The organism is Arthrobacter sp. 2MCAF14 (genome assembly GCF_052115645.1).
In the GTDB taxonomy this organism is placed as follows: Bacteria; Actinomycetota; Actinomycetes; order Actinomycetales; family Micrococcaceae; genus Arthrobacter.
This window is the reverse complement of the sequence record NZ_JBFRHB010000016.1, coordinates 65,409-86,104: the sequence shown is the minus strand read 5'-3', so window position 1 is coordinate 86,104 and position 20,696 is coordinate 65,409. Positions and strand designations below refer to the sequence as shown.

The window sequence follows — 20,696 nt, the reverse complement described above, 5'->3', positions numbered from 1 at the left end:
GCGCGCATCCGCTCAGACCAGTGGCCGCCCTGGCCGATGTCCTGATTCACGCATTGCGCTGCCTGCCCTGGCAGGAATCCTTGGTCATGGTGGAGTGTGCTGTGGCCCGGGGTGACATGACAGTGGGATTCCTGCGGGAGCGGCTGCCGGGAAAGCGCAACGGCAAGGCACGCGAGGTTCTACGTTGGGTGGATCGCGGGGCTGAATCGATGTTGGAGACGCTGGCCCGGACCTACTTCCGGAAGGCCGGAATCCATGTCCAGCCGCAGTTCTATCTCGACGGCGTGGGCTACATGGACCTTTTGCTGGATGGGCGGCTGTTGGTGGAACTCGACGGCCGCCACCATGCGGAGTGGCGGCAGGTGAAGAAAGACCATCGCCGTAACAACTCGTCCGTGGTTCAGGGCTACACGGTGCTCCGGTACTACTACTCCGACGTGGTCCATGAGGCGGAAACCATGGTTGCGGAGGTTCTTGCGGTGCTTGGTCGCGGGAAAATTGGCCGTCCGGCGGCGTAGCCGTGTCACGCTGAGCAACTTTTTGGGGCCGTGGATCAGAGAGAAGTCCGGAAATCCGGGAGTTCGGATGCCCGCAGCGGCCAAAAACCTGCCTGGCGTGACACTCGCTGTTGCTCGGAAGCGGTAAAGACGGCGCGGACTAGGCTTGGATCCCATGGACGTCAAACCGCCACAGCTCCTCAGCCTGCCTGGTGGGCAGATTGAACTCCGGGACGCTCGCAGCGGCCGCACCAATCTGGTGGACCTTGTTGCCTTCGAGATTGGAAGAACAGCAGTAACGGGGGCAGAGTTTGCTGCAATTGCCGGGCCTGAGCTGGTGGACCTTCCACGGGCGCCAGCACACGCCGTCACGTGGTTTGAGGCAATCGATTGGTGCAACGCGGCCTCGGGAGCCGAAGGGCTCAGCCCGGCATATGCCCGCACCGGACGAAACGTCGAATGGAACGTCGCGGCCAACGGTTACCGGCTACCCACCGAAGCGGAATGGGAATATGCCTGCCGCGCCGGATCGGATGGTCCGCACTATGGTCCGCTCGACGAGATTGCATGGACCGCGAAGGACGGAGCCGCGGCACCCGGCGAGGCCGGACTCAAGAAACCCAACGATTTCGGCGCCTACGACATGCTCGGCAATGTCTGGGAGTGGTGCTGGGACTATGCGGATCCGGCGAGATACGGCGAGTACAGGACCTTCCGTGGCGGTGGGTGGGCTGACGAAGCCTGGAATGTGCGTGCGTCGGTACGGCGGGGCAGTGCTCCCGATGCCATCCTGGAAGATGTGGGTTTCCGGGTGGCACGCGGCGCCTGTGGTGTTCCGGCTGCAAGCTCGGCGCAGGGTTGGTCCGCCGAATCCGACCGCGAACGGGCACGGGTACGCGGCCCGATTCCGTTCGGTTGGACTCCGCTGAAGTTCGACTAGTGCGAGGTATCTATGCCCGTTGACTCCGTTTCGCCATTGGCATATCCTACAACCAAATGGTTGTAGATCAGCTCAGCGAAACCGAACTTGACCGCCTCTTTCAGGCGTTTTCCGATGCCACGCGCCGGGACATCGTCCGTCGGGTAACGGTCGGGGAGTATTCGGTGTCCGGTTTGGCAGCCCTCTACGCCATGAGTTTTGCCGCCGTTCAAAAGCACGTGGCGGTGTTGGAGCGCGCGTCCCTTGTAACGAAGGAGAAGCGTGGAAGGGAGCAGATCGTGCGGGGCAACCATGATGGCTTGCAGAAAGCCCGTCAGCTGCTCGATGAGTACGAGGCGATCTGGCGGCAGCGCGTCGATCGGATCGCAGACATCCTCGCCGAAAAATAGGAAGGGTTCCGCAATGACGGTTATCAGTTCCACCAAGAATCCCGAAGCATTGAGCTTGACGCTCGTCGCCGAGTTCGATGCCAGCCCCGAACAGGTCTGGCAAATCTGGGAAGACCCACGCCAGCTTGAGCGCTGGTGGGGTCCGCCCACCTGGCCCGCGACGTTCGAACAGTTCGAGTTCGAGCCGGGCGGGAACGCCAGCTATTACATGACCGGTCCCGACGGCGAGAAAGCCGGCGGCTGGTGGCGCATCACGGCCGTGCAAGCTCCGAACAGGCTGGAGTTCGACGATGGCTTTGCCGACGAAAACGGAGCTCCCGTCGAGGAGATAGGGGCCGGCCATGCGACCGTGACCCTCGAAGAGATCGGCGACCGCACCCGCATGACGATCCTGTCCACCTTCGAATCAGAAGAGCAGATGAAGAAGATGATCGACATGGGTATGGAAGAGGGAATGCAGGAGGCGGCCGGCCAGATCGACGGGCTCCTTTCCGAGCACTCGCGCGCCTGACCCGCCGCTCCGGACGGAGAACACCGGATACGGGAACGACGGCGGGAGGTGACTCCCGCCGTCGTCGTCGCTTTGCGCCCTGAAAGGTCGCTGTTACAGGGACTGCGCGTCGAAGGAGGTGGCCTTGGCCGCGCTGCCATTCAGGCTGACAGTGAAGGTGTTGGGCCCGCTGCAGGTGACCGCAATGCTGGCCTTGGAAGTGTTGTGGCGCACCGAGAAGTCGTGCACCAGCGCGTCCAGCGTGTGGTGGGTGGTTGAGCGGTCCCAAATCTTGAGGGTTACGGAGTCGGCAGTTTCAAACGTCATTGTTCAGTGCTTCCATTCATGAATCCGGATATCCGGCTATCGCGCCAGTGCGAAAGCCGCCGTACAAGCCTTTCCATAGTGCACAGCGAGGCACGGACTGCTCAAGCCAGAACGGCGTTTGTTGCAAGTGAGACTCATCACAGCGGTGTCTAGTGGGATGCAAGCTGCAGTGCGCCAAAGACCGGATCCTGGTTAAGGACCTGCAAATTGTCGAAGCCCCGAGCGGCAAGGGCTATCCGCATGGCTGTCTGCAAGGTGGGCTGGTTCATCCCGAGGCCTCCACCGAGGACAATAGGTCCCGCGATGTTCAGTTGCTCAGCGCACTTCGCCGCCAAGGAGGCAAGATCGGCGCCTGCCTGGAGGATCATGTCCAAGGAGGCGGTATGCCCCGAGGCCGCGCACTCGAAGACAATCGGAGATTTGGAAGCCCAAAACTCGCGTCCCGCGTCTCCATGGAAGAGGGCAATCAAACCCTCCGGGCCGAGGAGTCCACACGATTTCACAAGAGCTTTCGTCAACTCGTCGGGGCGTAGCCCGTTGTTCATGCGTTCGAGGCTGTACCTCACCGTTTCACGACCGAACCAGACCGCTGCCTTCATCGCCAAGCAAGTAGCCCCAGCCGCCCGCACGCGCTTGGTCCTCGCCGTTGGTGCCCCAGGCCGCCGATCCGGTGCCGGCGATCACTGCGATTCCAGTGCCGAATCCTGCGGCAGCCAACGGCGTCGGGAGCCAACGGCTGGATCAGTTCCTTCAGTGCGTTCGCGTCTTCGGCGGTGTCGATCCCTCCGGAACCAACCACCACCCGTGCAACGGACTCGCCCTGGAGGGTGGCGAAGACACCCTCCAGGTTGGTGCGGGCTTGGGCGCGGCTCACGTTCTGGACATTGGCGCTACCGCCGGAAGTATCGGCAATGGCGGTGAAAACTGAATATGCGGCGGCGACATTGCCTTCAAACGGGAATGGCAAATAACCCCACCCAATTGCGGGTAAATCTGTATTCGTAAGGATTAGTTATTCGGCGTGCCGGGGGCAGGCCCGGTGGAGGCGCGGACTACCAGCTTCGGGGAGGGCAGATAGACGTCTTCCGCAGGAGCTCCGCCGAGGAGGCTCAGTAACTGCTGGGCGGCAACACGGCCCCAGAGCAAGGGATCGGCCGGGACAGTGGTCAACGGAGGGTTGAGGTACCTGGCGAGCTCGGTGTCGTCGTAGCCCGTGATGGATAAATCACCCGGAACAGCCAGTCCGAGGGACTGGGCGTAGGACTGTCCGGCAGTGGCCATCAGGTCGTTCGCGTAGATGATCGCCGTGGGCCGCTGGTCCGAGCGAAGCAGTTCCGCAGTAGCCGCCAATCCGCCGGCTGCCGTGAAGTCCGCCTCAATGAAGGAACCGGCCTCGAGCCCGGCTTTCGACATGGCATTTTGCCAAGCCAAGCGCCGGCTTCGGCCGTGAATGTAACTCTGCGGTCCGCCCACGTGCCCGATTTTGGTGTGTCCCAGCGAAACGAGGTGTTCGACGGCGGCCGCGATGCCTTCGGTATCGTCCATGCAGACAGCAGGGAACGGCGAGGGGGTTTCGGGCCGGTTAAGGGTGACGGCCGGAATCTTGAGGCTCTTCAACAAAGCGATCCGGGAGTCATCAACCCTCATGTCCGTAAGGATGACGCCGTCCACGCGGCTGTCGGCAGCCAGCTTCCGATAGCCCAACTCCTCGGCGTCGGCGCTGGCGGCGACCGTGAGGACCAAGACGTATTCGTGCTCAACCAACGTGGTCTCGATCCCGGCGATGAACGCGGGGAAGAACGGGTCCGTTCCCAAAAGTCGGGGGTCCCTTGCCACCACGAGCCCGACGGCGAAAGCTTTGGCCGAAGACAGGCTCTTGGCGCGAAGATTCGGCTTCCACCCCAATTCCCGGGCTACCCTGAGAATGCGCTCCCGGGTGTCATCACTGACGCCGGGCTGCCCATTCAACGCGTACGAGACGGCACCCTTGCTCACGCCGGCTGCCTGCGCAACGTCGTTGATGGTCACTGTCATGTCTGCCTCATTGCCACTTGGTGATTGGGATCACTGAACCGGTTTTGTTATCTCTACTGAACCGGTTCAGGCGGTCATTGTCAAGAGCAAACAAGAAATTGGCGGGTATTTGCGGGTCGTTTCTAGGCAGTCGGCGACGCTGGCGGCAGCTCCGACGAAAATGGCGGCCGGCCCCGTCATCGGGGCGGCCGCCAGTATCAATAAGCTGCAGTCGTTACTGCTCTGTGTCTGCCGCAGCAGCCTTTTTGGCGTCCTTCTCTGCGCGAAGGGCCTCGGCCTCGTGTTGCTCCTCGGCCTTTTCCTGGCGGATGACCACCGCCAGGAGCTTCTCCATCTCTTTCGCAACGCCAGCGGCGGAGGCTGGGTTCTGCCCGGTCACCAACCGCTCGGAGACAGCGACCTTCTCTGCGAAGACGTCGGCGAACACGTGGATCGCGCCCTGTTCCTTGAGCCGGTCGGCCAGGAAGAACGGGATGACCTTGTCCATACCTGCGGCAACTTCTTCGTCGTTGGTGAATGCCGCCACTTCCCGGCCCCCGATGAGCCGGAACCCGTCGGCCAGGTCCACGTTCACCAAACCCGCCGGTCCGTGGCAGACAGCGCCAACCACACCACCGGCGTCGTAGACGCTCGCAACCAGGTTCTGCAGGCCTTCGCTGTCCGGGAAGTCCCCCATTGTGCCGTGGCCACCCACGAGGAAGACTGCGTCGTACTGGCCTGGATCAACGACGTCCACGCGGGCCGTGTTGTAGAGACCTGCGCGCGTAGTCTCGTCCTTCGTGAAGGCAACCTGGATGGGATCCTGAGGGTCCACTTCATCCTGCGGAGGCTGGCCGCCCTTGATGGATGCGAAGTCGACGAAGTGTCCGGAATCCTTGAAGACCTTCCAGGGATGTGCAGCCTCGGCCACGTTGTAGCCGGTCTTTTTTCCCGTATCGCCGAGTTCGGAAACGCTGGTCAGTACCATGAGGATTTTCTTCATGAAGTGCTCCTATCGTCCAAATCCACCCTACGCCTAGCCCAAATTCAGGCCCACCCCCGGCGCTGCACGACCCAACTAGCTAGCAGTTGTTGTCGTTTTGAGCCTCCAGAACGACAACAACTGCCAGTCAGTTGGGCCGGGGACAGGACTCAGCAGCCCTCGAAATCCGTGAGCACCTTGACCTTGTCTGCCGACGCCGAGCCAGGGTCGAAGGCGTAGCCGAGCCATTCACGTGCCAACCTGCTGGCTAGTTCCACCCCGACTACGCGCTGGCCCATGGTGAGCACCTGGCAATCATTGGACAAGATGGAACGCTCCACGGAGAAGGAATCGTGGGCCGTGGTGGCGCGTATGCCGTCCACCTTGTTCGCGGCGATGGCCACGCCGATTCCAGTTCCGCAGAACAAGATGGCCCGGTCTGCATGGCCGTCCCGGATGAGTTCACCGGCCTTGATCCCGACGTAGGGGTAGGGCGTGGTGAAGTCTTCCAAGGAGTCGCTGCGGTTGACGCCGATGTCGATGATTTCGCTGACCCGCGGATCGTCCCGCAAGTCCGCCATGATCCGGTCTTTGTAGTCCACGCCTGCTTCGTCGGCGCCCAGGATGAGTCGGAAACCTTTCGTGGTCATGCCGCGACCTTCCCAGCACTCACAAGGTGCGGGCCCATGACTGTGAAGATCATTGCCAGCGACGTGGCTCCGGGGTCGGCTGTGCCCACGCTCTTCTCGGCGAGCGGCCGGGACCGTCCTTTGAGCGGCCGGAGAGAAGCCGTGGCTTGCGCAGCCGAGGTGGCCGCTGCGGCAGCTTCAGCCCAGGCAACATCCGGAAGGACACCCTCGGAGGCGCGCTTGCTGAAGGTTTCGGCGAAGGGGAGTAAGGCATCGACCATGGTCTTGTCGCCGATCTCGGCCTTGCCCAGATCAGTGATCCGTGCAGCGAACGCCGTCACGGCCGCGGCAAGTTCAGCCGGTTCCGGCGCCTCGTCAGTGCCAAGCGATTCGCCGAATGCCCGGAGGCCCGCGCCCCACAGGACGCCCGACGTTCCGCCGGCTTTATCCGCCCAGGCGTCGCCGGCGGCTGCCAACATATCGCCGGCTCCGGCGCCATTGGCCAGGGCCTTCGCGGCTGCGGCAGTGGCGGCGTCGATTCCGCGGACCATCCCGCGGCCGTGGTCGCCGTCGCCCGCTACCGCGTCCATGTCTCCAAGGTGGGATTCGGCGTCGTGCAGTGCTTTCCGGGCCGCCTCGAGCGCGTTTGCGCAGCTCGCGGCGTAGTTGCGCGAGTCGAGGGTCGCCGCAAACTCTACGGCGAGAGGGCCGCCGTCGAACGCTTCCTCCGCAAGCTGGCCCCCCGTCAACAGCGCCGCGTTGCCGCGCCGGTAAGCGGGCGTTTCAGCCGGCGCCGTCCACAGCGGTTCGAGTTCCTCGTCGAGCCAGGTGATGGTGAGGGAAACGCCGGACATGTCCAGGCTCGTGACCAGTTCGCCGACCTCCGGCATGACCAAGGTGTACCCGGCTGCGCGCAGCAACGGAGCCACGGTCAGCCACAGGACGAAGAGTTCTTCGTGCTTGGTGGAGCCGAGTCCGTTGAGGATGACCGCGATGCGGTTGCCCGCTCCGTGCGGGGTCTCCGCCAACAGCCGCGCAACGAGCTCCTGGCCGAGTTCCTTGGCCGGCGGAAGATCGGTGTCGAACAATCCGGGCTCGCCGTGGATGCCCAGGCCGAGTCCCATCTGCTTGTCCTTGAGCGTGAACAGTGGCGCTTCGGCGCCAGGGAAGGTGCAGCCGTGGAAGGCGCTGCCAATGGTGCGGGTCAGGCTATTGGCCTTCCGGCCCAAGCGCACGACGTCGGCGAGCCCGGCCCCCGCTTCGGCGGCGGCGCCCATGACCTTGAAGACCGTGAAGTCACCCGCGATGCCGCGGCGTTTGGCGGATTCCGACGGCGGCGCGCTCGCGATGTCGTCCGTCACCAGCACGTTTTCCACGGCGATGCCTTCCGCAGCCAAGCGCTCGCTGGCCATGCCGAAGTTCAAGACGTCCCCGGCGTAGTTGCCGTAAGTGAAGACCACTCCGGCACCGCTGTCAGCAGCCTTGGCCACGGAGTAAGCCTGTTGTGCGGACGGCGAGGTGAAGATGTTGCCCACGACGGCGCCGTCGGCCAGTCCCGCGCCGATGAGTCCGGCGAAAGCCGGGTAGTGTCCGGATCCGCCGCCGGCCAGGACCGCGACCTTGGGCTGCTCGGGACGGTGGCGGCGCACTGCGCCGCCGGGAACCTGGCGCACCAGGCCGGAGTGGAGGTCGCAGAAGCCGGTGAGGGCTTCGTCTGCGAAATCGGCGGGATCGTTGAAGATTTTGGTCATCGTGGGCTCTTTCGGCTACGGATGTGGGGACTGCTAGTGGATGTGGCTTCCACCATTGATGTCGATGGTGGTGCCGGTGAGGTAGGCGGATTCCTCGGAAGACAGGAACGTGATGACGGCGGCGATTTCCTCGGTGGTGGCATTGCGGCCCAGGGGGATGCCTGCGTTGATGGCGGCTTCCTGCTCGTCGGTGCTGCCGACGCGGATGTTGGTGTCCACGGCGCCCGGAGTAATGGCGTTCACGGTGACGCCGGTTGCGCCGATTTCGCGCGCCAGCGCCTTGGTGAAGCCGAGAATGGCTGCCTTTGCGGCGGAGTAGGGGACCTTGCCGAAGACGCCGCCGCCGCGCTGGGCGGAGACGGAGGACATGTTGACGATGCGGCCCCAGCCGCTGGCGATCATGTCAGGCAGGAAAGCCTTGGTCACCAGGTAGGTGCCGGTGGCGTTCACGTCCATGATCTTGTGCCAGAGTTCCAGCGTGGTTTCAAGGAACGGCACAGGGGAGGTGATGCCCGCGATGTTGGCGAGGGCGCCGACGGCGGGAAGGGTGCCGGCGCTGATTTCCGCGGCGACTGCGTTGTACGCCGCGTTGACGGAAGCTTCGTTGGCGACGTCGATCTCGTAACCGAACGCAGGGACGTTGAACTGGTTGCCGATTTCCGCTGCGACCTTGGCCGACTTCTCGCCGTCGAGGTCCAGGATCACCACGGCCCAGCCGTTACTGGCGTAGCGGCGTGCGGTGGTGATGCCGATGCCCCGGTCCGAGGTTGCCCCGGTGAGGACGGCGGTTCGCTGGATGGTAGTGGTCATGATGCTCCTTGGGTTTGTTGTTGTAAAAGTCAGATGAGGTCTGTGATGAAGCTGGCGGCTTTGGCGGCGGCTGCCGGGCGTTCGTCGTGGGTGACGTCGCGGGTTTCGAGCTCGAGCGAGAAGTGGCCGCTGTAGCCGGTGGCTGCCAGCGAGCTGAGTCCGGCTGCAAAGTCCGCCTTGCCGTTTCCGATGCTGAGGTTGATGTTGCCCGGTACCGCGTCCCGCAGGTGGACATGTGCTATCCGGCCCTGATGGCGTTCGATGTACTCGAGCGGGTCTTCGCCTGCGGCGACGATGTGGCTGAAGTCCATGACAATCCCGACGCCGGAGCCCGCCAGTCGCGCGGCGAGCTGTTCGGCGCGTTCCAGGTTCCAGCAGAAACGGAGGAAGTGCAGGGATTCGGTCCAGAGCTCGACGCCGAACTCCGCCGCGCGCTGTCCGGCACCGATGAGTTGGGCGGCGATGGTGTCCAGGTCCTCGTCGAGGCTGAGGACAGGATCGTGTCCCAAGGCGCCGCAGGGGAGGACCAGTGCTTTCGCGCCGGTGTTGGCGGTAAGGGTCAGGAGCCCATCGAGGTGGCTCTGGCGGGCGGCGCGCTGGCCGGCGTCGAGCACTGCGTTGAGGTCGCCTATATCGCCGTTGACTGAGCGGACCCGCAACCCAGAGGCGGCGACCTCCGCAGTAACGGCCGCGACGGCGTCGGAATCAAGCTCATAGGGGACGTGATCGCAGACGCCTGGCAGTGCGCCGAGGTCGATTTCCTCAAAGCCCAGGCCATTGATGGTGCGCAATGCCGTGGGTAGATCCTGGTGCCGGAAGCTGATGGACGAGCAACCGAGTCGGGAGTTGAACATCTTCGTTTCCTCCAGTCGTGCCCGAAGGCAGTAGTGATGGGAACCACAGTAGCTAGGTTAACTGTTAACAGTCAACCCTTGAAGTTGACTGTTGACAGAAGTAGATGATGCAGGTCACACTGGCATATCATGTGTTAACAGTCGACAGTGCTGAAGCACCTATGCCTCAGTCGCTCTTCGAAAGGGATTCACCAATGAGCAAAGAAGCTCTGACCATGCGCGGTCCGGTCCACGGCACCAAGGACGCCAGACGCGTCGCCATCGGCTCCGGTGTGGGCGCGGTCATCGAAACCTATGACTTCATCGGCTTCGGCACCGCGGCTGCCCTGTACTTCGGAACGGCCTTCTTCCCCACCGGCGATCCCGTGACCGGTACCCTCGCCGCTTTCGCGACCCTCGGCGTCGGCTTCGCTGCCCGTCCCATCGGCGGCATCATCGGCGGCCACCTGGGCGACAAGCTGGGACGCAAGCCGGTCCTCGTAGCCTCCCTCATCCTGATGGGCGTGGCCACGTTCCTGATCGGCCTTCTTCCCACGTACAGCCAAGTGGGCCTCTTGGCGCCGGCGCTGCTCGTGTTCGTCCGCATCGTCCAGGGCCTGGCCTTCGGAGCCGAGTGGGGCGGCGCCATCCTGATGAGCTACGAGCACGCACCGTGGAAATCCAAGGGAAAGTACACGGGCATCGTCCAGGCCGGATTCCCCGTGGGACTCCTGCTGGCCAACCTGACGTTCCTTGTCAGCGTCCAGCTTGGCGGCGAACTCGCCTGGCGCATTCCGTTCCTCGCCAGCATGGTGTTGGTTGTCGTCGGCTTGATCATCCGCTCCAAGGTCCCGGAATCCCCGGTCTTCGACGAAGTCAAGGAGAGCGGCGCAATCGTGAAGTCGCCCATCGTCGAGGTCCTGAAGACCGACTGGCGCAACATCGTCAAGGGAATCGGCCTCCGCATTGCCGAGACCGCAGGCTACGCCGTCTCCATCACGTACATGATTTCCTACCTGAACGGCCAGCACTTGGCCGATAAGACCCAGACCCTGGTGGCCCTCTGCATCGCTTCGGCCATCGGCATCTTCGCAACCCAGGCCTGGGCGCGGCTGACGGACAGGATCGGACGGCGTCCCGTCTACATTTGGTCCTGCGCCTTTGCGGTCCTCTTTGCCATCCCGATGTTCCTGCTGGTCAACACCGGTTTGTTCATCTTCATCATTGCCACGATCGCCGTCTCCTACGGCGTTTGCCAGAACTCCCTCGCCGGCGCCCAGGGTGCCTGGTTCCCCGAGTTGTTCCAGGCGAAGACCCGTGCCTCCGGTGCTTCACTGGCCTACCAGATCTCGGCCACGATCTCCGGCTTCACCCCCTTCATCACCACCCTGCTCTTCGTCGCCATGGGGTGGATGGGGCCGGCATTGCTCTTCGGCCTGTACGCCGCCATCGGCCTCTGGGCGGCTTTGGCTACCCGTGAAACCTGGGGCAAGCGGGAACGCCAGTTGGCCGATGAGGCCACCAAAAGCACTCCCCAGTCGGTGAATGTCTGATGACGGTGGCGCAGGACCAAAGTACGGCAGGACGAATCGGAGAAACTGCGATGGAACGCATCGAACGGGTAGCTGCAGCCGCTCACCGGATTCGGCACCACGCCCTCAACATGGGCGAAGTCCAGGGGCAGGGCTATGTCGGCCAGGCACTCGGTGCGGCGGACATGCTCGCCGCGGTCTATGCGGACCAGCTCCGCTACCGCGCCAATGATCCCGAGTGGGAGGGCCGGGACCGTTTCCTCCTCTCCACGGGCCATTACGCAATCGGCCACTACGCAGCCCTGGCCGAGGCCGGGATCATTCCCGTCGAGGAGCTTGAAAGCTACGGCTCGGATGATTCCCGCCTCCCCATGTCCGGGATGTCGACGTACACGCCGGGCATGGAAATCTCCGGAGGGTCGCTTGGCCACGGGCTCTCCATCGCTGTCGGAATTGCACTTGGCCTCCGGCACCGTGCTCAATCGGGAGAGGGCTCCAGTGCGAGGGTGTACAACTTCCTCTCGGACGGTGAGCTTGACGAAGGGTCCACGTGGGAAGCCGCCATGGGCGCGCGCCACCACCAGCTGGGGAACCTCACCGCGATGGTGGACATCAACGCCCTGCAGGCAGATGGCAAGACGGACACCGTCCTCCGGACCGAACCCGTGACGGAGAAGTGGGAAGCCTTCGGCTGGTACACACAGCGGGTGGACGGGAACGACGTCGGTGCGTTGCTGGCCGCGTTCGACAACGCAGCCGCCCAGGCCGCCGCCGTCGGGCGTCCTTCCGTCATCCTGTGCGACACGAAAGTGGGGCGCGGCGTGCCGCTGCTCGAGGAACGTGAAAAGGCGCACTTCATGCGCATCGAAGAACACGAATGGCAGCTATGCCGCAAGCAACTGACCGCAGGACCCAACGGGAAGGCCGGCCGATGAGCACCGTCACCGCTTCGAAGGGCGCAACCCCCAAGCTGAAAACCTCGGCCATGATCGCGTCCTTCGCGGACCCGGGCCAGAAGACTTCTTCAGCGCCTTTCGGCCATGCGCTGGTGAAGGCTGCCGAGGCCGACCCTCGAATCGTCGGGCTCACCGCCGACCTAGGCAAATACACGGACATGCATATCTTCGCGAAGGCGTTCCCGGAGCGGTTTTTCCAGATGGGCATGGCTGAGCAGTTGCTCTTCGGTGCGGCCGCAGGGTTGGCCGAGACCGGCTTGGTGCCGTTCGCCTCAACCTATTCCGTGTTCGCCGCGCGCCGGGCCTACGACTTCCTGTGCCTCGACGTCGCCGAGCCGAACCTCAACGTGAACATCGTGGGCGGACTCCCGGGCCTCACCACGGGCTACGGCCCGAGCCACCAGGCCACGGAGGACATGGCGATATTCCGCGGCATGCCGAATCTGACCATCGTCGATCCATGCGACTCCGTGGACATCGAACAAGCAGTGCCACAACTGGCCGCCAGCGACGGTCCCACCTACCTGCGCCTCCTCCGCGGCAACGTGCCCACTGTGCTGGACGAGTACGACTACACCTTCGAACTAGGCAAGGCGAAGGTGCTTCGTGGTGGCAACGACGTTGTGTTCGTCTCCAGCGGGTTGATGACCATGCGTGCGCTGCAGGCAGCGGAGGCGCTCGCCGCGCACAATGTGGACGTCGCCGTCGTGCACACACCCACCATCAAACCGTTCGACGCCGCCACCGTCCTCGCGGAACTGAACACCGACCGCCTGGCCGTCACGCTGGAGAACCACAGCGTGGTGGGCGGCTTGTTCGAAACCGTGGCCTCCGCCGTGGTCACGGCTGGGCTGGGCAAGCGCGTGGTGCCCGTGGCGCTTCCGGATGAGTTCCTCGACGCCGGCGCGCTGCCTACCCTGCACGAGCGCTACGGATTGTCGGTACAACGGATCGTGGCGAAGGTCCTGGCGGAACTCGACTGAGCCTGGTAATTCCTTGGCAGGAGCGCGGAGCAGGCGCGGGCCGGTTCCGCGCTCCTAACGTAAGATCAACAGTTAACACACCGACTGTAAACAGTCGACCACTGACATTGAGGACGGACAAGATGGCCGGAGCAACAGCACCCCTTCTGGGACTGGAAAAGAAGAGCCTCCGCGAGCAGGCGCTCTCCGCCCTGCGTACCGCCATCACGAGCGGCGAGTTGGAACCTGGACGGCACTTGGTGGAAACCGAGCTGTCGGACATGCTCCAGATCAGCCGCGGAACGCTCCGGGAAGCCTTGCGGCAACTCGAGCAAGAGGGCCTGCTGTCTGCCGGTCCCCGCGGCCGGCTCTCCGTCCGCCACCTCGATGCCAAGGAAATCCGCGATATCTACTCGGTGCGGGCCGCCTTGGAATCCCTCGCCGCGCGTACGCTCTGCGAGTTGCCGGACCGCCAACAGGTGATCACTTCGCTGCGCTCCGCCATTGACGCCATGGCCGCCGCCGCCAAGGGAAGCCTCGAGGAACGGATCGAGTCCGACCTGGAATTCCACCGCACCATGTGCCGCCTCACCGGCAACGAGACCCTGCTCCATTCTTGGGAGTCGCTGGAGGGATCCATCCGGATGTCCATCATGTTCGCCGGTCTTGAAAAGGGCGTCAAGAACATGAGTGTCGAGCGGCACCACGACATCGTGGCCGCCATCGAGACCGGGGATGCATCCCTGGCGCGCAAGACCATCCTCGAGCACATGGACAGCGCTGCCGCAGAGCTGGTGGCGTAAGCGCTCGACGGCGGGTGCCCGACGGCGGCGCTCAAGTTTCGCGGTGGCGGGACTTCGAGTGAGGGCATCTCTGAACCTGTCGCCCCAGTGACGTTACATGTAACATTGATTCCATGGCAGTTCGAGATCGGGTCAGTGAGTACCGTAAGCGGATGCGCGAACACGGCTTCCGCCCAATCCAGGTGTGGGTACCGGACGTTCGGGCCGACGGTTTCGACGCCGAAGCACACCGGCAGGCTGCTGCCGCAGCAGCCGCTGATCGCCAGTCCGATGACCAAGAGTTCATCGAGGCTGTGTCAGCGCCTTGGGACGAAGAGTGAACCGTGGCGAACTCTGGACCGTGGCCGGCGGCGTCTACGCCTCCAAACCACGGCCAGCGCTTGTGATCCAGGATGACCGATTCGACGTCACCGATTCCGTCACGGTTCTTCCTCTGACGACAACCCTCATCGACGCACCCCTCCTTCGGGTCAGTGTCTCAGCCTCAGAGCTGTCCGGCTTGCGGCAGGAAAGCCACGTGATGATCGACAAGTTGACGACGGTCCGGCGTTCCAACGTGCAAAGCCGCGTCGGCCGTTTGACATCCGCACAGCTCGTAGAGATTGAAAGAGCTTTGCTGGTGTTCCTTGGACTTGCCGGTTAGCGCATCGTCGGGTGGCGCCGGTGTCGTTCCACATTTCCGTTGAGGGTCACTGCCAGTACCCCTCAAGACAGAGACTCCCTGATGTTCTCAACACGCTGTTTCCTTAAACCATGACTCGCCCCGAAACCACTTTGCCGGCTCCGGTTCCTCCCTCGGCTATGGCTGATGCGCCCCGGGCACGGCTCACGCTCATGATTGCGTCGCTGGGATTCTTCCTGATCACCCTCGACATCCTGATCGTCAACGTCGCGCTCACCAGCATCGGCAAGGAACTCGGGGGCGGAACAGCCGGCCTGCAATGGGTGATCGACGGCTACACGCTGATGTTCGCCGCGTTGCTGCTTTTCGCAGGGAACTTGTCGGACCGGATCGGCGCGAAAAGGGCGCTGGGATGGGGTATCGCACTGTTCCTCGTCGCGTCGGTCGCGTGCGCACTCGCGCCGACGTCGGGGGTCCTCATTGCTGCCCGCTTCCTCCAGGGAGGTGCGGCATCGATCATGCTGCCGGCGTCGATGGCGCTGATTCGGCAAGCCTTTCCCGATCCTCGCCGTCGCGCACATGCCCTCGGGATCTGGGCGGTCGGCGGGGCAGTTGCCGGAGCCGTTGGACCGCTTGTTGGCGGCCTCCTCACCACGTTGGACTGGCGGCTCGTGTTCGGCATCAACCTTCCCGTGTGCATCGCGATGCTGGTGCTCCTGGCTTCCGTTGCCACATCCGCGCGGCGGCCGACGCCTTTCGACTGGGCAGGCCAGGCAGCGGCGATCGTTGCCCTGACCGCTTTGATGTACGGCCTCATCACGGGAGGAACCGAAGGCTTCGGCACGGTGCCCGTCATCGCTAGCCTGGTTCTGGCAGCCGTCAGCCTCGCGGCTTTCCTTTTGATCCAGGCGCGCGGCCGGCACCCGATGATGCCGCTCGAGCTGTTTCGCTCCACTGGCATGAGAATTTCGCTCTCGGTGGGGTTCGCGTTCATGGTGGGCCACTTCGGTACCGTCTTTGTGGTCAGTCTCTTCCTTCAACAGCACCTCGGGCTGACACCGCTTCAGGCCGGTTTCACGTTCCTGCCGTCCGCGGCGTTCAGCATCGTCGGCAACATCGTCAGCGGAACCCTCTCGAACCGCTTCGGGACGCGTGTGCCGGTGGTTGTCGGTTTGACGTCCATGGTGGTGGGACTCTCCGCGATGCTTCTCACGGCGCCGTTGGGATCGCCGCTCCTCGTCGGGACCTTCCTGATTTTCACGGGTTCCGGCGGATCGATCGCGATGCCGCAGGTCACCGCCGTCGTGCTCGCGAGCGTCCCGAGCGAAAAGGCGGGCACGGCCAGCGCAGTCTTCAATACTTTCCGCCAAGTGGGCGGCGCCGTCGCCATCGCAGTCTTCGGTGCCCTCATCGCCGACCGCAGCAACTTCGTCCACGGAATGCAGACCAGCTTCATCATCGCGGCGTCACTCCTTCTTCTCACCGCGCTCGCGAGCCTATTTATCCACTCACCGGGCGCTGCTAAAAGCTAGCCAGCCGTCCCGACAGATCACCCGCCGACGTAGGCCGCCAGGTGTTCTCCGGTGAGGGTGGAAGGCCCGGCAACCAGATCGGCGGGTGTGCCCTCGAAAACGATCCGGCCGCCGTCGTGACCCGCGCCCGGGCCGAGGTCGACGATCCAATCGGCATGCGCCATGACCGCCTGGTGGTGCTCGATGACGATGACAGACTTCCCGGAGTCCACGAGCCGGTCGAGCAAGCCGAGCAGCTGTTCGACGTCGGCGAGGTGCAAGCCCGAGGTGGGCTCATCGAGAACCAGCACGCCGCCCTTTTCGCCCATGTGGGTGGCCAGCTTGATCCGCTGCCGCTCGCCGCCCGAAAGGGTGGTGAGAGGCTGGCCGAGGCTGAGGTAGCCGAGTCCGACGTCGGCCAGCCGCTGCAGGATCGCGTGGGCTGCCGGGATCCTGGATTCGCCCGCGGAGAAGAACTCCTCGGCCTCTTTCACCGACATCGCCAACACCTCCGCGATGTTGCGGCCGCCGAGGCGGTACTCGAGCACCGATGCCTGGAACCTTTTGCCTTCGCATTCCTCGCACGGAGTGGCCACGGTGTCCATGAACCCGAGATCCGTGTAGATGACGCCCGCGCCGTTGCAGGTGGGGCATGCGCCCTCGGAATTTGCGCTGAACAGCGCAGGCTTCACGCCATTGGCCTTCGCGAACGCTTTCCGGATGGGCTCGAGGAGTCCGGTGTAGGTCGCGGGGTTGCTCCGCCGGGAGCCCCTAATTGCCCCTTGGTCGATCGAAACGACGCCGTCTCGCTTGGACAACGAGCCGTGGATCAGCGAGCTCTTGCCGGATCCGGCGACGCCCGTGACGACAACCAGGACCCCGAGCGGAATGTCGATGTCGACGTCGCGCAGGTTGTTCTCGTTCGCGCCACGGATCTCCAGTGCGCCGGCAGCTGCCCGAACCGTCTTCTTGAGGGTTGAGCGGTCCTCGAGGTGGCGCCCGGTCAGTGTGCCGCTGGAACGCAGCCCTTCGAGGGTGCCTTCAAAGACCACTTCGCCTCCGGCGGTGCCCGCACCGGGACCGAGGTCGACGACGTGGTCGGCGATCGCAATTGCCTCTGGTTTGTGCTCCACGACGAGCACGGTGTTGCCCTTGTCCCGCAACTGCAGCAGCAGTTTGTTCATGCGCTGGATGTCGTGGGGGTGCAAGCCGATGGTGGGCTCGTCGAAGACGTAGGTGACATCGGTGAGCGAGGAGCCCAAGTGCCGGATCATCTTGGTGCGCTGCGCTTCACCGCCTGAGAGCGTTCCTGCCGGCCGGTCGAGCGATAGATAGCCGAGCCCGATCTCCGCGAAGGAGTCGAGGAGGTGCCGCAGTCCCTTGAGGAGCGGTGCCACGGAGGGTTCGTCGAGGCCGCGCACCCATTCGGCAAGATCGCTGATCTGCATCGAGCACGCGTCCGCGATGCTTATTCCCTTGATCTTGGACGAGCGGGCCGCCTCGGTAAGCCGGGTGCCGTGGCAATCGGGACAGATCGTGAAGGTGATGGCCCGCTCCACGAACGCGCGGATGTGCGGCTGCATTCCCTCCGGATCCTTGGAAAGCATGGATTTCTGGATCTTGGGAATCAGGCCCTCGTAGGTCAGGTTGATTCCCTCGACCTTGATCTTAGTTGGCTCCTTGTGGAGCAGGTCGTGGAGTTCCTTCTTGGTGTACTTGCTGATCGGCTTGTCCATGTCGAAGAAGCCGGAGCCGCTGAAGATGCGGCCGTACCAGCCGTCCATGCTGTAGCCGGGGATGGTGAGGGCGCCCTCGGCGAGCGACTTGCCGCCGTCGTACAGTGCGGTCAGATCGAAGTCGGTGACCGAGCCGCGCCCTTCGCAGCGCGGGCACATACCGCCGGTGATGCTGAAACTCCGCCGCTCCTTCGTCGTCGTGCCACCGCGCTCGAAAGTGACCGCGCCCGCGCCCGAGACCGAAGCGACGTTGAACGAGAACGCTTGGGGCGATCCGATGTGTGGCTGGCCAAGCCGGCTGAAGAGCATGCGCAGCATGGTGTTCGCATCGGTGGCGGTCCCGACGGTGGAGCGGGTGTTCGCGCCCATCCGCTCCTGGTCGACGATGATCGCCGTCGTGAGTCCTTCGAGCAGGTCCACATCCGGCCGCGCCATGGTCGGCATGAACCCTTGCACGAAGGTGCTGTACGTCTCGTTGATCATGCGCTGCGACTCCGCGGCGATCGTCGCGAATACGAGGGAGCTCTTGCCCGAACCGGAGACGCCCGTGAACACGGTCAACCGGCGCTTCGGCAGCTCGATGCTGATGTCCTTGAGGTTGTTCTCCCGTGCGCCTTGGACGCGAATCAGATCGTGGGTGTCGGCAGTATGCAGCTCAGGCGACTGCGTGTCCGTGCTCGTGGCCGTGCTCATCGTGTCTCCATCTTTTACGCGGGGTTGTCTTCGCGGTCTTCGTCGGCGTCTGGTTGGCTATTGAGGATCCTGAAGCAGCCCGAGGACGTTGCCGTCGGGGTCGGTCACGGTGGCAACCAGACGGCCGCCCCCGACGTCGCGGGCTGCTTCCTTCAGGGTAGCGCCGGCGGCAGTCACCTCGGCCAGCTTCGCCTCGATGTCCGAAACGTGCCAGTAAGCAACGGGCGAGGTCATGGCCTGCGGTCCGCCTCCCGGAACGAGCCCGATGTGCTGACCCGCGACGTCGAAGCCGACATAATACGGCCCGTCGGCCTGCGGCGGTATGCCGAGCAAAGCCGTGTACACAGCCTTCGCCGCGGCGAGGTCGGAAACGGGATGCAGCACTGTCTTGATTCCCTCGTTGGAAGAGTCGCTCATGATCACTCCTGAAGTCATTACGGGACGAAGCTGGCGTGGACGGTGTTGTCCATGACCGCCATTCTAGGCGCGGCCCGAAAGCGGCGCTTCTCCATTCCTGACCGGTCTGGGGCCGGGAGATTCGTTCTATGGACATCCCTGTTGAGCGGTGCCACGATGGCCGAACATGGCCCCTGGCGTACCGCGCCAGGGCGAAGCGAGGCTGGAGGAACCAATGTCGGATTCCGATCTCGATCTGATGGTGGAGACGTACCATCGAGCGCTCGATGCGTTCGTCAGGGGAGACCCGGAGCAGCAGAAGAAGCTGTTCTCAAAGAGCGACGACGTCACTCTCGCTAATCCTCTCGGCCCGCCTGCGCGGGGCTCGAATGCGGTCGAGGCGACCATGGATCGGGCGTCTTCCGGGCTGAGGGAGGGCGAGCCCATCAGATTCGAGCGAATCTCCGGGTATGTCGGGACGGAGCTTGCGTACATCGTCGAAATTGAATGGGCACGGGCCAAGGTTGGCGGATCTGATGAGGTGTCCCCGATACCCCTTCGGGTGACGACGATTTTCCGCCGGGAAGAAGGTGAGTGGAAGGTCCTCCACCGTCACGCGGATCCCATACTTTCCGCGCGGACGATCGAGTCGATCGTCCAGGCCTAGTGGCTCCCGAGGTGCTGGATCAACGCGTCGAGGATCGGCACCTGCCCGCCAACCAGTTTGGCGCGGGCAACGTCCTCCGTGGCCCAAACCGCGTCGTCGATCTCCGGGTAGCTCCGGACAATGCCGGATCCTCGCGGCCATTCCAGCTCGAAGGTGTTGCTCACGATTCTCTCGGGCTCGAAGTCCGACTCCGCCGTGAACGCCGCCACGAGTTTGCCCGACGGTTGCCGGAAGATGCCCAGCTGGTGATATTCGACGACGGGCGGGGGAGAGCCTATCTCCTCGGCGAATTCACGTTTGGCGGCCACCAGGGGATCCTCGTCTTCGAGGTATTCGCCTTTGGGAATGGACCAGGCACGTGCATCTTTATGCGCCCAGAAGGGTCCGCCCATATGGGCTATCCACACTTCCAATTCCGCCGCGTAATTCCGACGGTACAACAGAATGCCCGCGCTTCGAACTGTCATTTGCCCTCCCAGGCATAGGTTATCCGCCGGGTCGGACGGTCGGAACCCGCAGCACTCCCAGGGCCTCGACTAAGTAGGGGACCGGATCCGCATCCGTCCCCGCGGCCCACTGCATCCACGCCTCGAACGTCGCCCCGAGATAGGCGGCGCACAGATAGCCTGCCGCGCTTTCGCTGATGCCTTGCGCCACGAGGTAAAGCCGCGCCCGCTCCCGCTGTGGAGCCAGGGCATCGTAGCTTCTGCTCGCCAGCTCAGGGTGGTCTGCAATCAGGCGCAGGCGCCCGCGCGTGACGGAAAGGTCCGGGATCGCCGAAACCCCGGCGATGGCGGCCGCCCGCAGTCCCGCGAGGATGCCGCTGTCGGAAGTGTCGCCGTCGGTCGCGGCTGCTGTGCGAGCGCTCTCGAGTACTTGTCCCGACGCTTCCACCACCGGTTCCATGCCGCCCCAGACGAGGTCGGCCTTGCCGGGGAAGTAGCGGTACAGGCTCTTCCGTCCGATTCCCGCCGCGCGCGCGATCTCCTCCATTGACGTCCGTTCGTAGCCGTTCTCGGCAAAAAGCCGGAGCGCGACGCCGGCCACGGCGTCCGGATCAATTGTCGCCGGGCGTCCGGTGGAGCGCCCGACGCCGGGCTTCGTATGGTCTGAGGGCATCTCTCCAGTATCCACTCTTACATAATGACACGGAGTGT

The 20,696-nt window shown here is 63.9% G+C and carries 25 protein-coding genes; 12 read left to right on the top strand and 13 right to left on the bottom strand.

Annotated features, from left to right (window positions below; genetic code table 11):
- The first annotated feature begins 20 nt into the window (after nt 1–20).
- The 4 genes from AB4074_RS12815 (at nt 21) to AB4074_RS12800 (ending at nt 2,337) form a co-directional block, all read left to right on the top strand.
- Nucleotides 21–518 carry an endonuclease domain-containing protein gene (locus AB4074_RS12815; protein WP_441413713.1) on the top strand — a complete coding sequence of 166 codons (498 nt, stop codon included), beginning with the start codon at nt 21–23 and terminating at the stop codon, nt 516–518.
- Nucleotides 519–672: 154 nt separating this feature from the next.
- The gene (locus AB4074_RS12810) at nt 673–1,437 is read left to right on the top strand and encodes a formylglycine-generating enzyme family protein (RefSeq protein WP_441413712.1); all 765 of its coding nucleotides are present in this window, start codon (nt 673–675) and stop codon (nt 1,435–1,437) included.
- 56 nt (nt 1,438–1,493) lie between these two features.
- Nucleotides 1,494–1,826: an ArsR/SmtB family transcription factor gene (locus AB4074_RS12805; RefSeq protein ID WP_441413711.1), complete on the top strand. Its 333-nt coding sequence runs from the start codon at nt 1,494–1,496 to the stop codon at nt 1,824–1,826.
- 13 nt (nt 1,827–1,839) lie between these two features.
- Nucleotides 1,840–2,337 carry an SRPBCC family protein gene (locus AB4074_RS12800; protein WP_441413710.1) on the top strand — a complete coding sequence of 166 codons (498 nt, stop codon included), beginning with the start codon at nt 1,840–1,842 and terminating at the stop codon, nt 2,335–2,337.
- Between the two features lie 93 nt (nt 2,338–2,430).
- Here AB4074_RS12800 and AB4074_RS12795 read toward each other — a convergent pair whose 3' ends face one another.
- The 9 genes from AB4074_RS12795 to AB4074_RS12755 all read right to left on the bottom strand — a co-directional run bounded on the left by AB4074_RS12795 (nt 2,431) and on the right by AB4074_RS12755 (nt 9,682).
- Nucleotides 2,431–2,643, bottom strand: coding sequence for a hypothetical protein (locus tag AB4074_RS12795; protein ID WP_441413709.1), 213 nt, complete (start codon nt 2,641–2,643; stop codon nt 2,431–2,433).
- A 149-nt stretch (nt 2,644–2,792) separates the two neighbouring features.
- Nucleotides 2,793–3,188, bottom strand: coding sequence for a hypothetical protein (locus tag AB4074_RS12790; RefSeq protein WP_441413708.1), 396 nt, complete (start codon nt 3,186–3,188; stop codon nt 2,793–2,795).
- 50 nt (nt 3,189–3,238) lie between these two features.
- Nucleotides 3,239–3,610 (bottom strand): hypothetical protein, encoded by a 372-nt coding sequence (locus tag AB4074_RS12785; RefSeq protein ID WP_441413707.1) that lies wholly within the window; start codon nt 3,608–3,610, stop codon nt 3,239–3,241.
- 41 nt (nt 3,611–3,651) lie between these two features.
- A complete protein-coding gene (locus tag AB4074_RS12780) occupies nt 3,652–4,677 on the bottom strand; it encodes a LacI family DNA-binding transcriptional regulator (protein WP_441413706.1) in 1,026 nt (341 codons plus the stop codon).
- Nucleotides 4,678–4,891: 214 nt separating this feature from the next.
- Nucleotides 4,892–5,659: a type 1 glutamine amidotransferase domain-containing protein gene (locus tag AB4074_RS12775; RefSeq protein ID WP_441413705.1), complete on the bottom strand. Its 768-nt coding sequence runs from the start codon at nt 5,657–5,659 to the stop codon at nt 4,892–4,894.
- Between the two features lie 149 nt (nt 5,660–5,808).
- A complete protein-coding gene (locus AB4074_RS12770; RefSeq protein WP_441413704.1) occupies nt 5,809–6,288 on the bottom strand; it encodes an RpiB/LacA/LacB family sugar-phosphate isomerase in 480 nt (159 codons plus the stop codon).
- The gene (locus AB4074_RS12765) at nt 6,285–8,018 is read right to left on the bottom strand and encodes a dihydroxyacetone kinase family protein (protein WP_441413703.1); all 1,734 of its coding nucleotides are present in this window, start codon (nt 8,016–8,018) and stop codon (nt 6,285–6,287) included. Before AB4074_RS12765 ends, AB4074_RS12770 begins: the two co-directional genes overlap by 4 nt.
- Nucleotides 8,019–8,051: 33 nt before the next feature.
- Nucleotides 8,052–8,828: an SDR family NAD(P)-dependent oxidoreductase gene (locus tag AB4074_RS12760; protein WP_441413702.1), complete on the bottom strand. Its 777-nt coding sequence runs from the start codon at nt 8,826–8,828 to the stop codon at nt 8,052–8,054.
- A gap of 29 nt (nt 8,829–8,857) precedes the next feature.
- A complete protein-coding gene (locus tag AB4074_RS12755) occupies nt 8,858–9,682 on the bottom strand; it encodes a sugar phosphate isomerase/epimerase family protein (RefSeq protein WP_441413701.1) in 825 nt (274 codons plus the stop codon).
- A 194-nt stretch (nt 9,683–9,876) separates the two neighbouring features.
- Here AB4074_RS12755 and AB4074_RS12750 point away from each other — a divergent pair, with 194 nt between their 5' ends.
- The 7 genes from AB4074_RS12750 to AB4074_RS12720 all read left to right on the top strand — a co-directional run bounded on the left by AB4074_RS12750 (nt 9,877) and on the right by AB4074_RS12720 (nt 16,068).
- The gene (locus AB4074_RS12750; protein WP_441413700.1) at nt 9,877–11,214 is read left to right on the top strand and encodes an MFS transporter; all 1,338 of its coding nucleotides are present in this window, start codon (nt 9,877–9,879) and stop codon (nt 11,212–11,214) included.
- 50 nt (nt 11,215–11,264) lie between these two features.
- Nucleotides 11,265–12,128, top strand: a complete 864-nt coding sequence (locus AB4074_RS12745) for a transketolase (RefSeq protein ID WP_441413699.1) — start codon at nt 11,265–11,267, stop codon at nt 12,126–12,128.
- Nucleotides 12,125–13,132, top strand: coding sequence for a transketolase family protein (locus tag AB4074_RS12740; protein ID WP_441413698.1), 1,008 nt, complete (start codon nt 12,125–12,127; stop codon nt 13,130–13,132). The genes AB4074_RS12745 and AB4074_RS12740 overlap by 4 nt, the downstream gene beginning before the upstream one ends.
- A gap of 122 nt (nt 13,133–13,254) precedes the next feature.
- Nucleotides 13,255–13,914, top strand: coding sequence for a GntR family transcriptional regulator (locus AB4074_RS12735; protein ID WP_437771484.1), 660 nt, complete (start codon nt 13,255–13,257; stop codon nt 13,912–13,914).
- Nucleotides 13,915–14,027: 113 nt separating this feature from the next.
- Entirely contained in the window at nt 14,028–14,234 is a 207-nt protein-coding gene (locus AB4074_RS12730) for an antitoxin MazE family protein (protein WP_059389418.1), read from the top strand.
- The gene (locus tag AB4074_RS12725; RefSeq protein ID WP_345447215.1) at nt 14,231–14,557 is read left to right on the top strand and encodes a type II toxin-antitoxin system PemK/MazF family toxin; all 327 of its coding nucleotides are present in this window, start codon (nt 14,231–14,233) and stop codon (nt 14,555–14,557) included. Before AB4074_RS12730 ends, AB4074_RS12725 begins: the two co-directional genes overlap by 4 nt.
- 110 nt (nt 14,558–14,667) lie before the next feature.
- Complete coding sequence (locus tag AB4074_RS12720) at nt 14,668–16,068, top strand: MFS transporter (RefSeq protein ID WP_441413697.1); 1,401 nt, start codon at nt 14,668–14,670, stop codon at nt 16,066–16,068.
- Between the two features lie 17 nt (nt 16,069–16,085).
- Here the strand turns inward: AB4074_RS12720 and AB4074_RS12715 are convergent, their stop codons facing one another.
- The gene (locus AB4074_RS12715; protein ID WP_441413696.1) at nt 16,086–18,476 is read right to left on the bottom strand and encodes an ATP-binding cassette domain-containing protein; all 2,391 of its coding nucleotides are present in this window, start codon (nt 18,474–18,476) and stop codon (nt 16,086–16,088) included.
- 57 nt (nt 18,477–18,533) lie between these two features.
- Nucleotides 18,534–18,893, bottom strand: coding sequence for a VOC family protein (locus tag AB4074_RS12710; protein ID WP_284984128.1), 360 nt, complete (start codon nt 18,891–18,893; stop codon nt 18,534–18,536).
- Between the two features lie 214 nt (nt 18,894–19,107).
- Here AB4074_RS12710 and AB4074_RS12705 point away from each other — a divergent pair, with 214 nt between their 5' ends.
- Nucleotides 19,108–19,539 carry a YybH family protein gene (locus tag AB4074_RS12705; RefSeq protein WP_441413695.1) on the top strand — a complete coding sequence of 144 codons (432 nt, stop codon included), beginning with the start codon at nt 19,108–19,110 and terminating at the stop codon, nt 19,537–19,539.
- Here the strand turns inward: AB4074_RS12705 and AB4074_RS12700 are convergent.
- Together AB4074_RS12700 and AB4074_RS12695 are read right to left on the bottom strand one after the other, a co-directional pair.
- Nucleotides 19,536–20,006: an NUDIX domain-containing protein gene (locus AB4074_RS12700; protein WP_441413694.1), complete on the bottom strand. Its 471-nt coding sequence runs from the start codon at nt 20,004–20,006 to the stop codon at nt 19,536–19,538. The genes AB4074_RS12705 and AB4074_RS12700 overlap by 4 nt on opposite strands.
- Nucleotides 20,007–20,025: 19 nt before the next feature.
- The gene (locus AB4074_RS12695; protein WP_441413693.1) at nt 20,026–20,658 is read right to left on the bottom strand and encodes a TetR family transcriptional regulator; all 633 of its coding nucleotides are present in this window, start codon (nt 20,656–20,658) and stop codon (nt 20,026–20,028) included.
- Nucleotides 20,659–20,696: the final 38 nt, after the last annotated feature.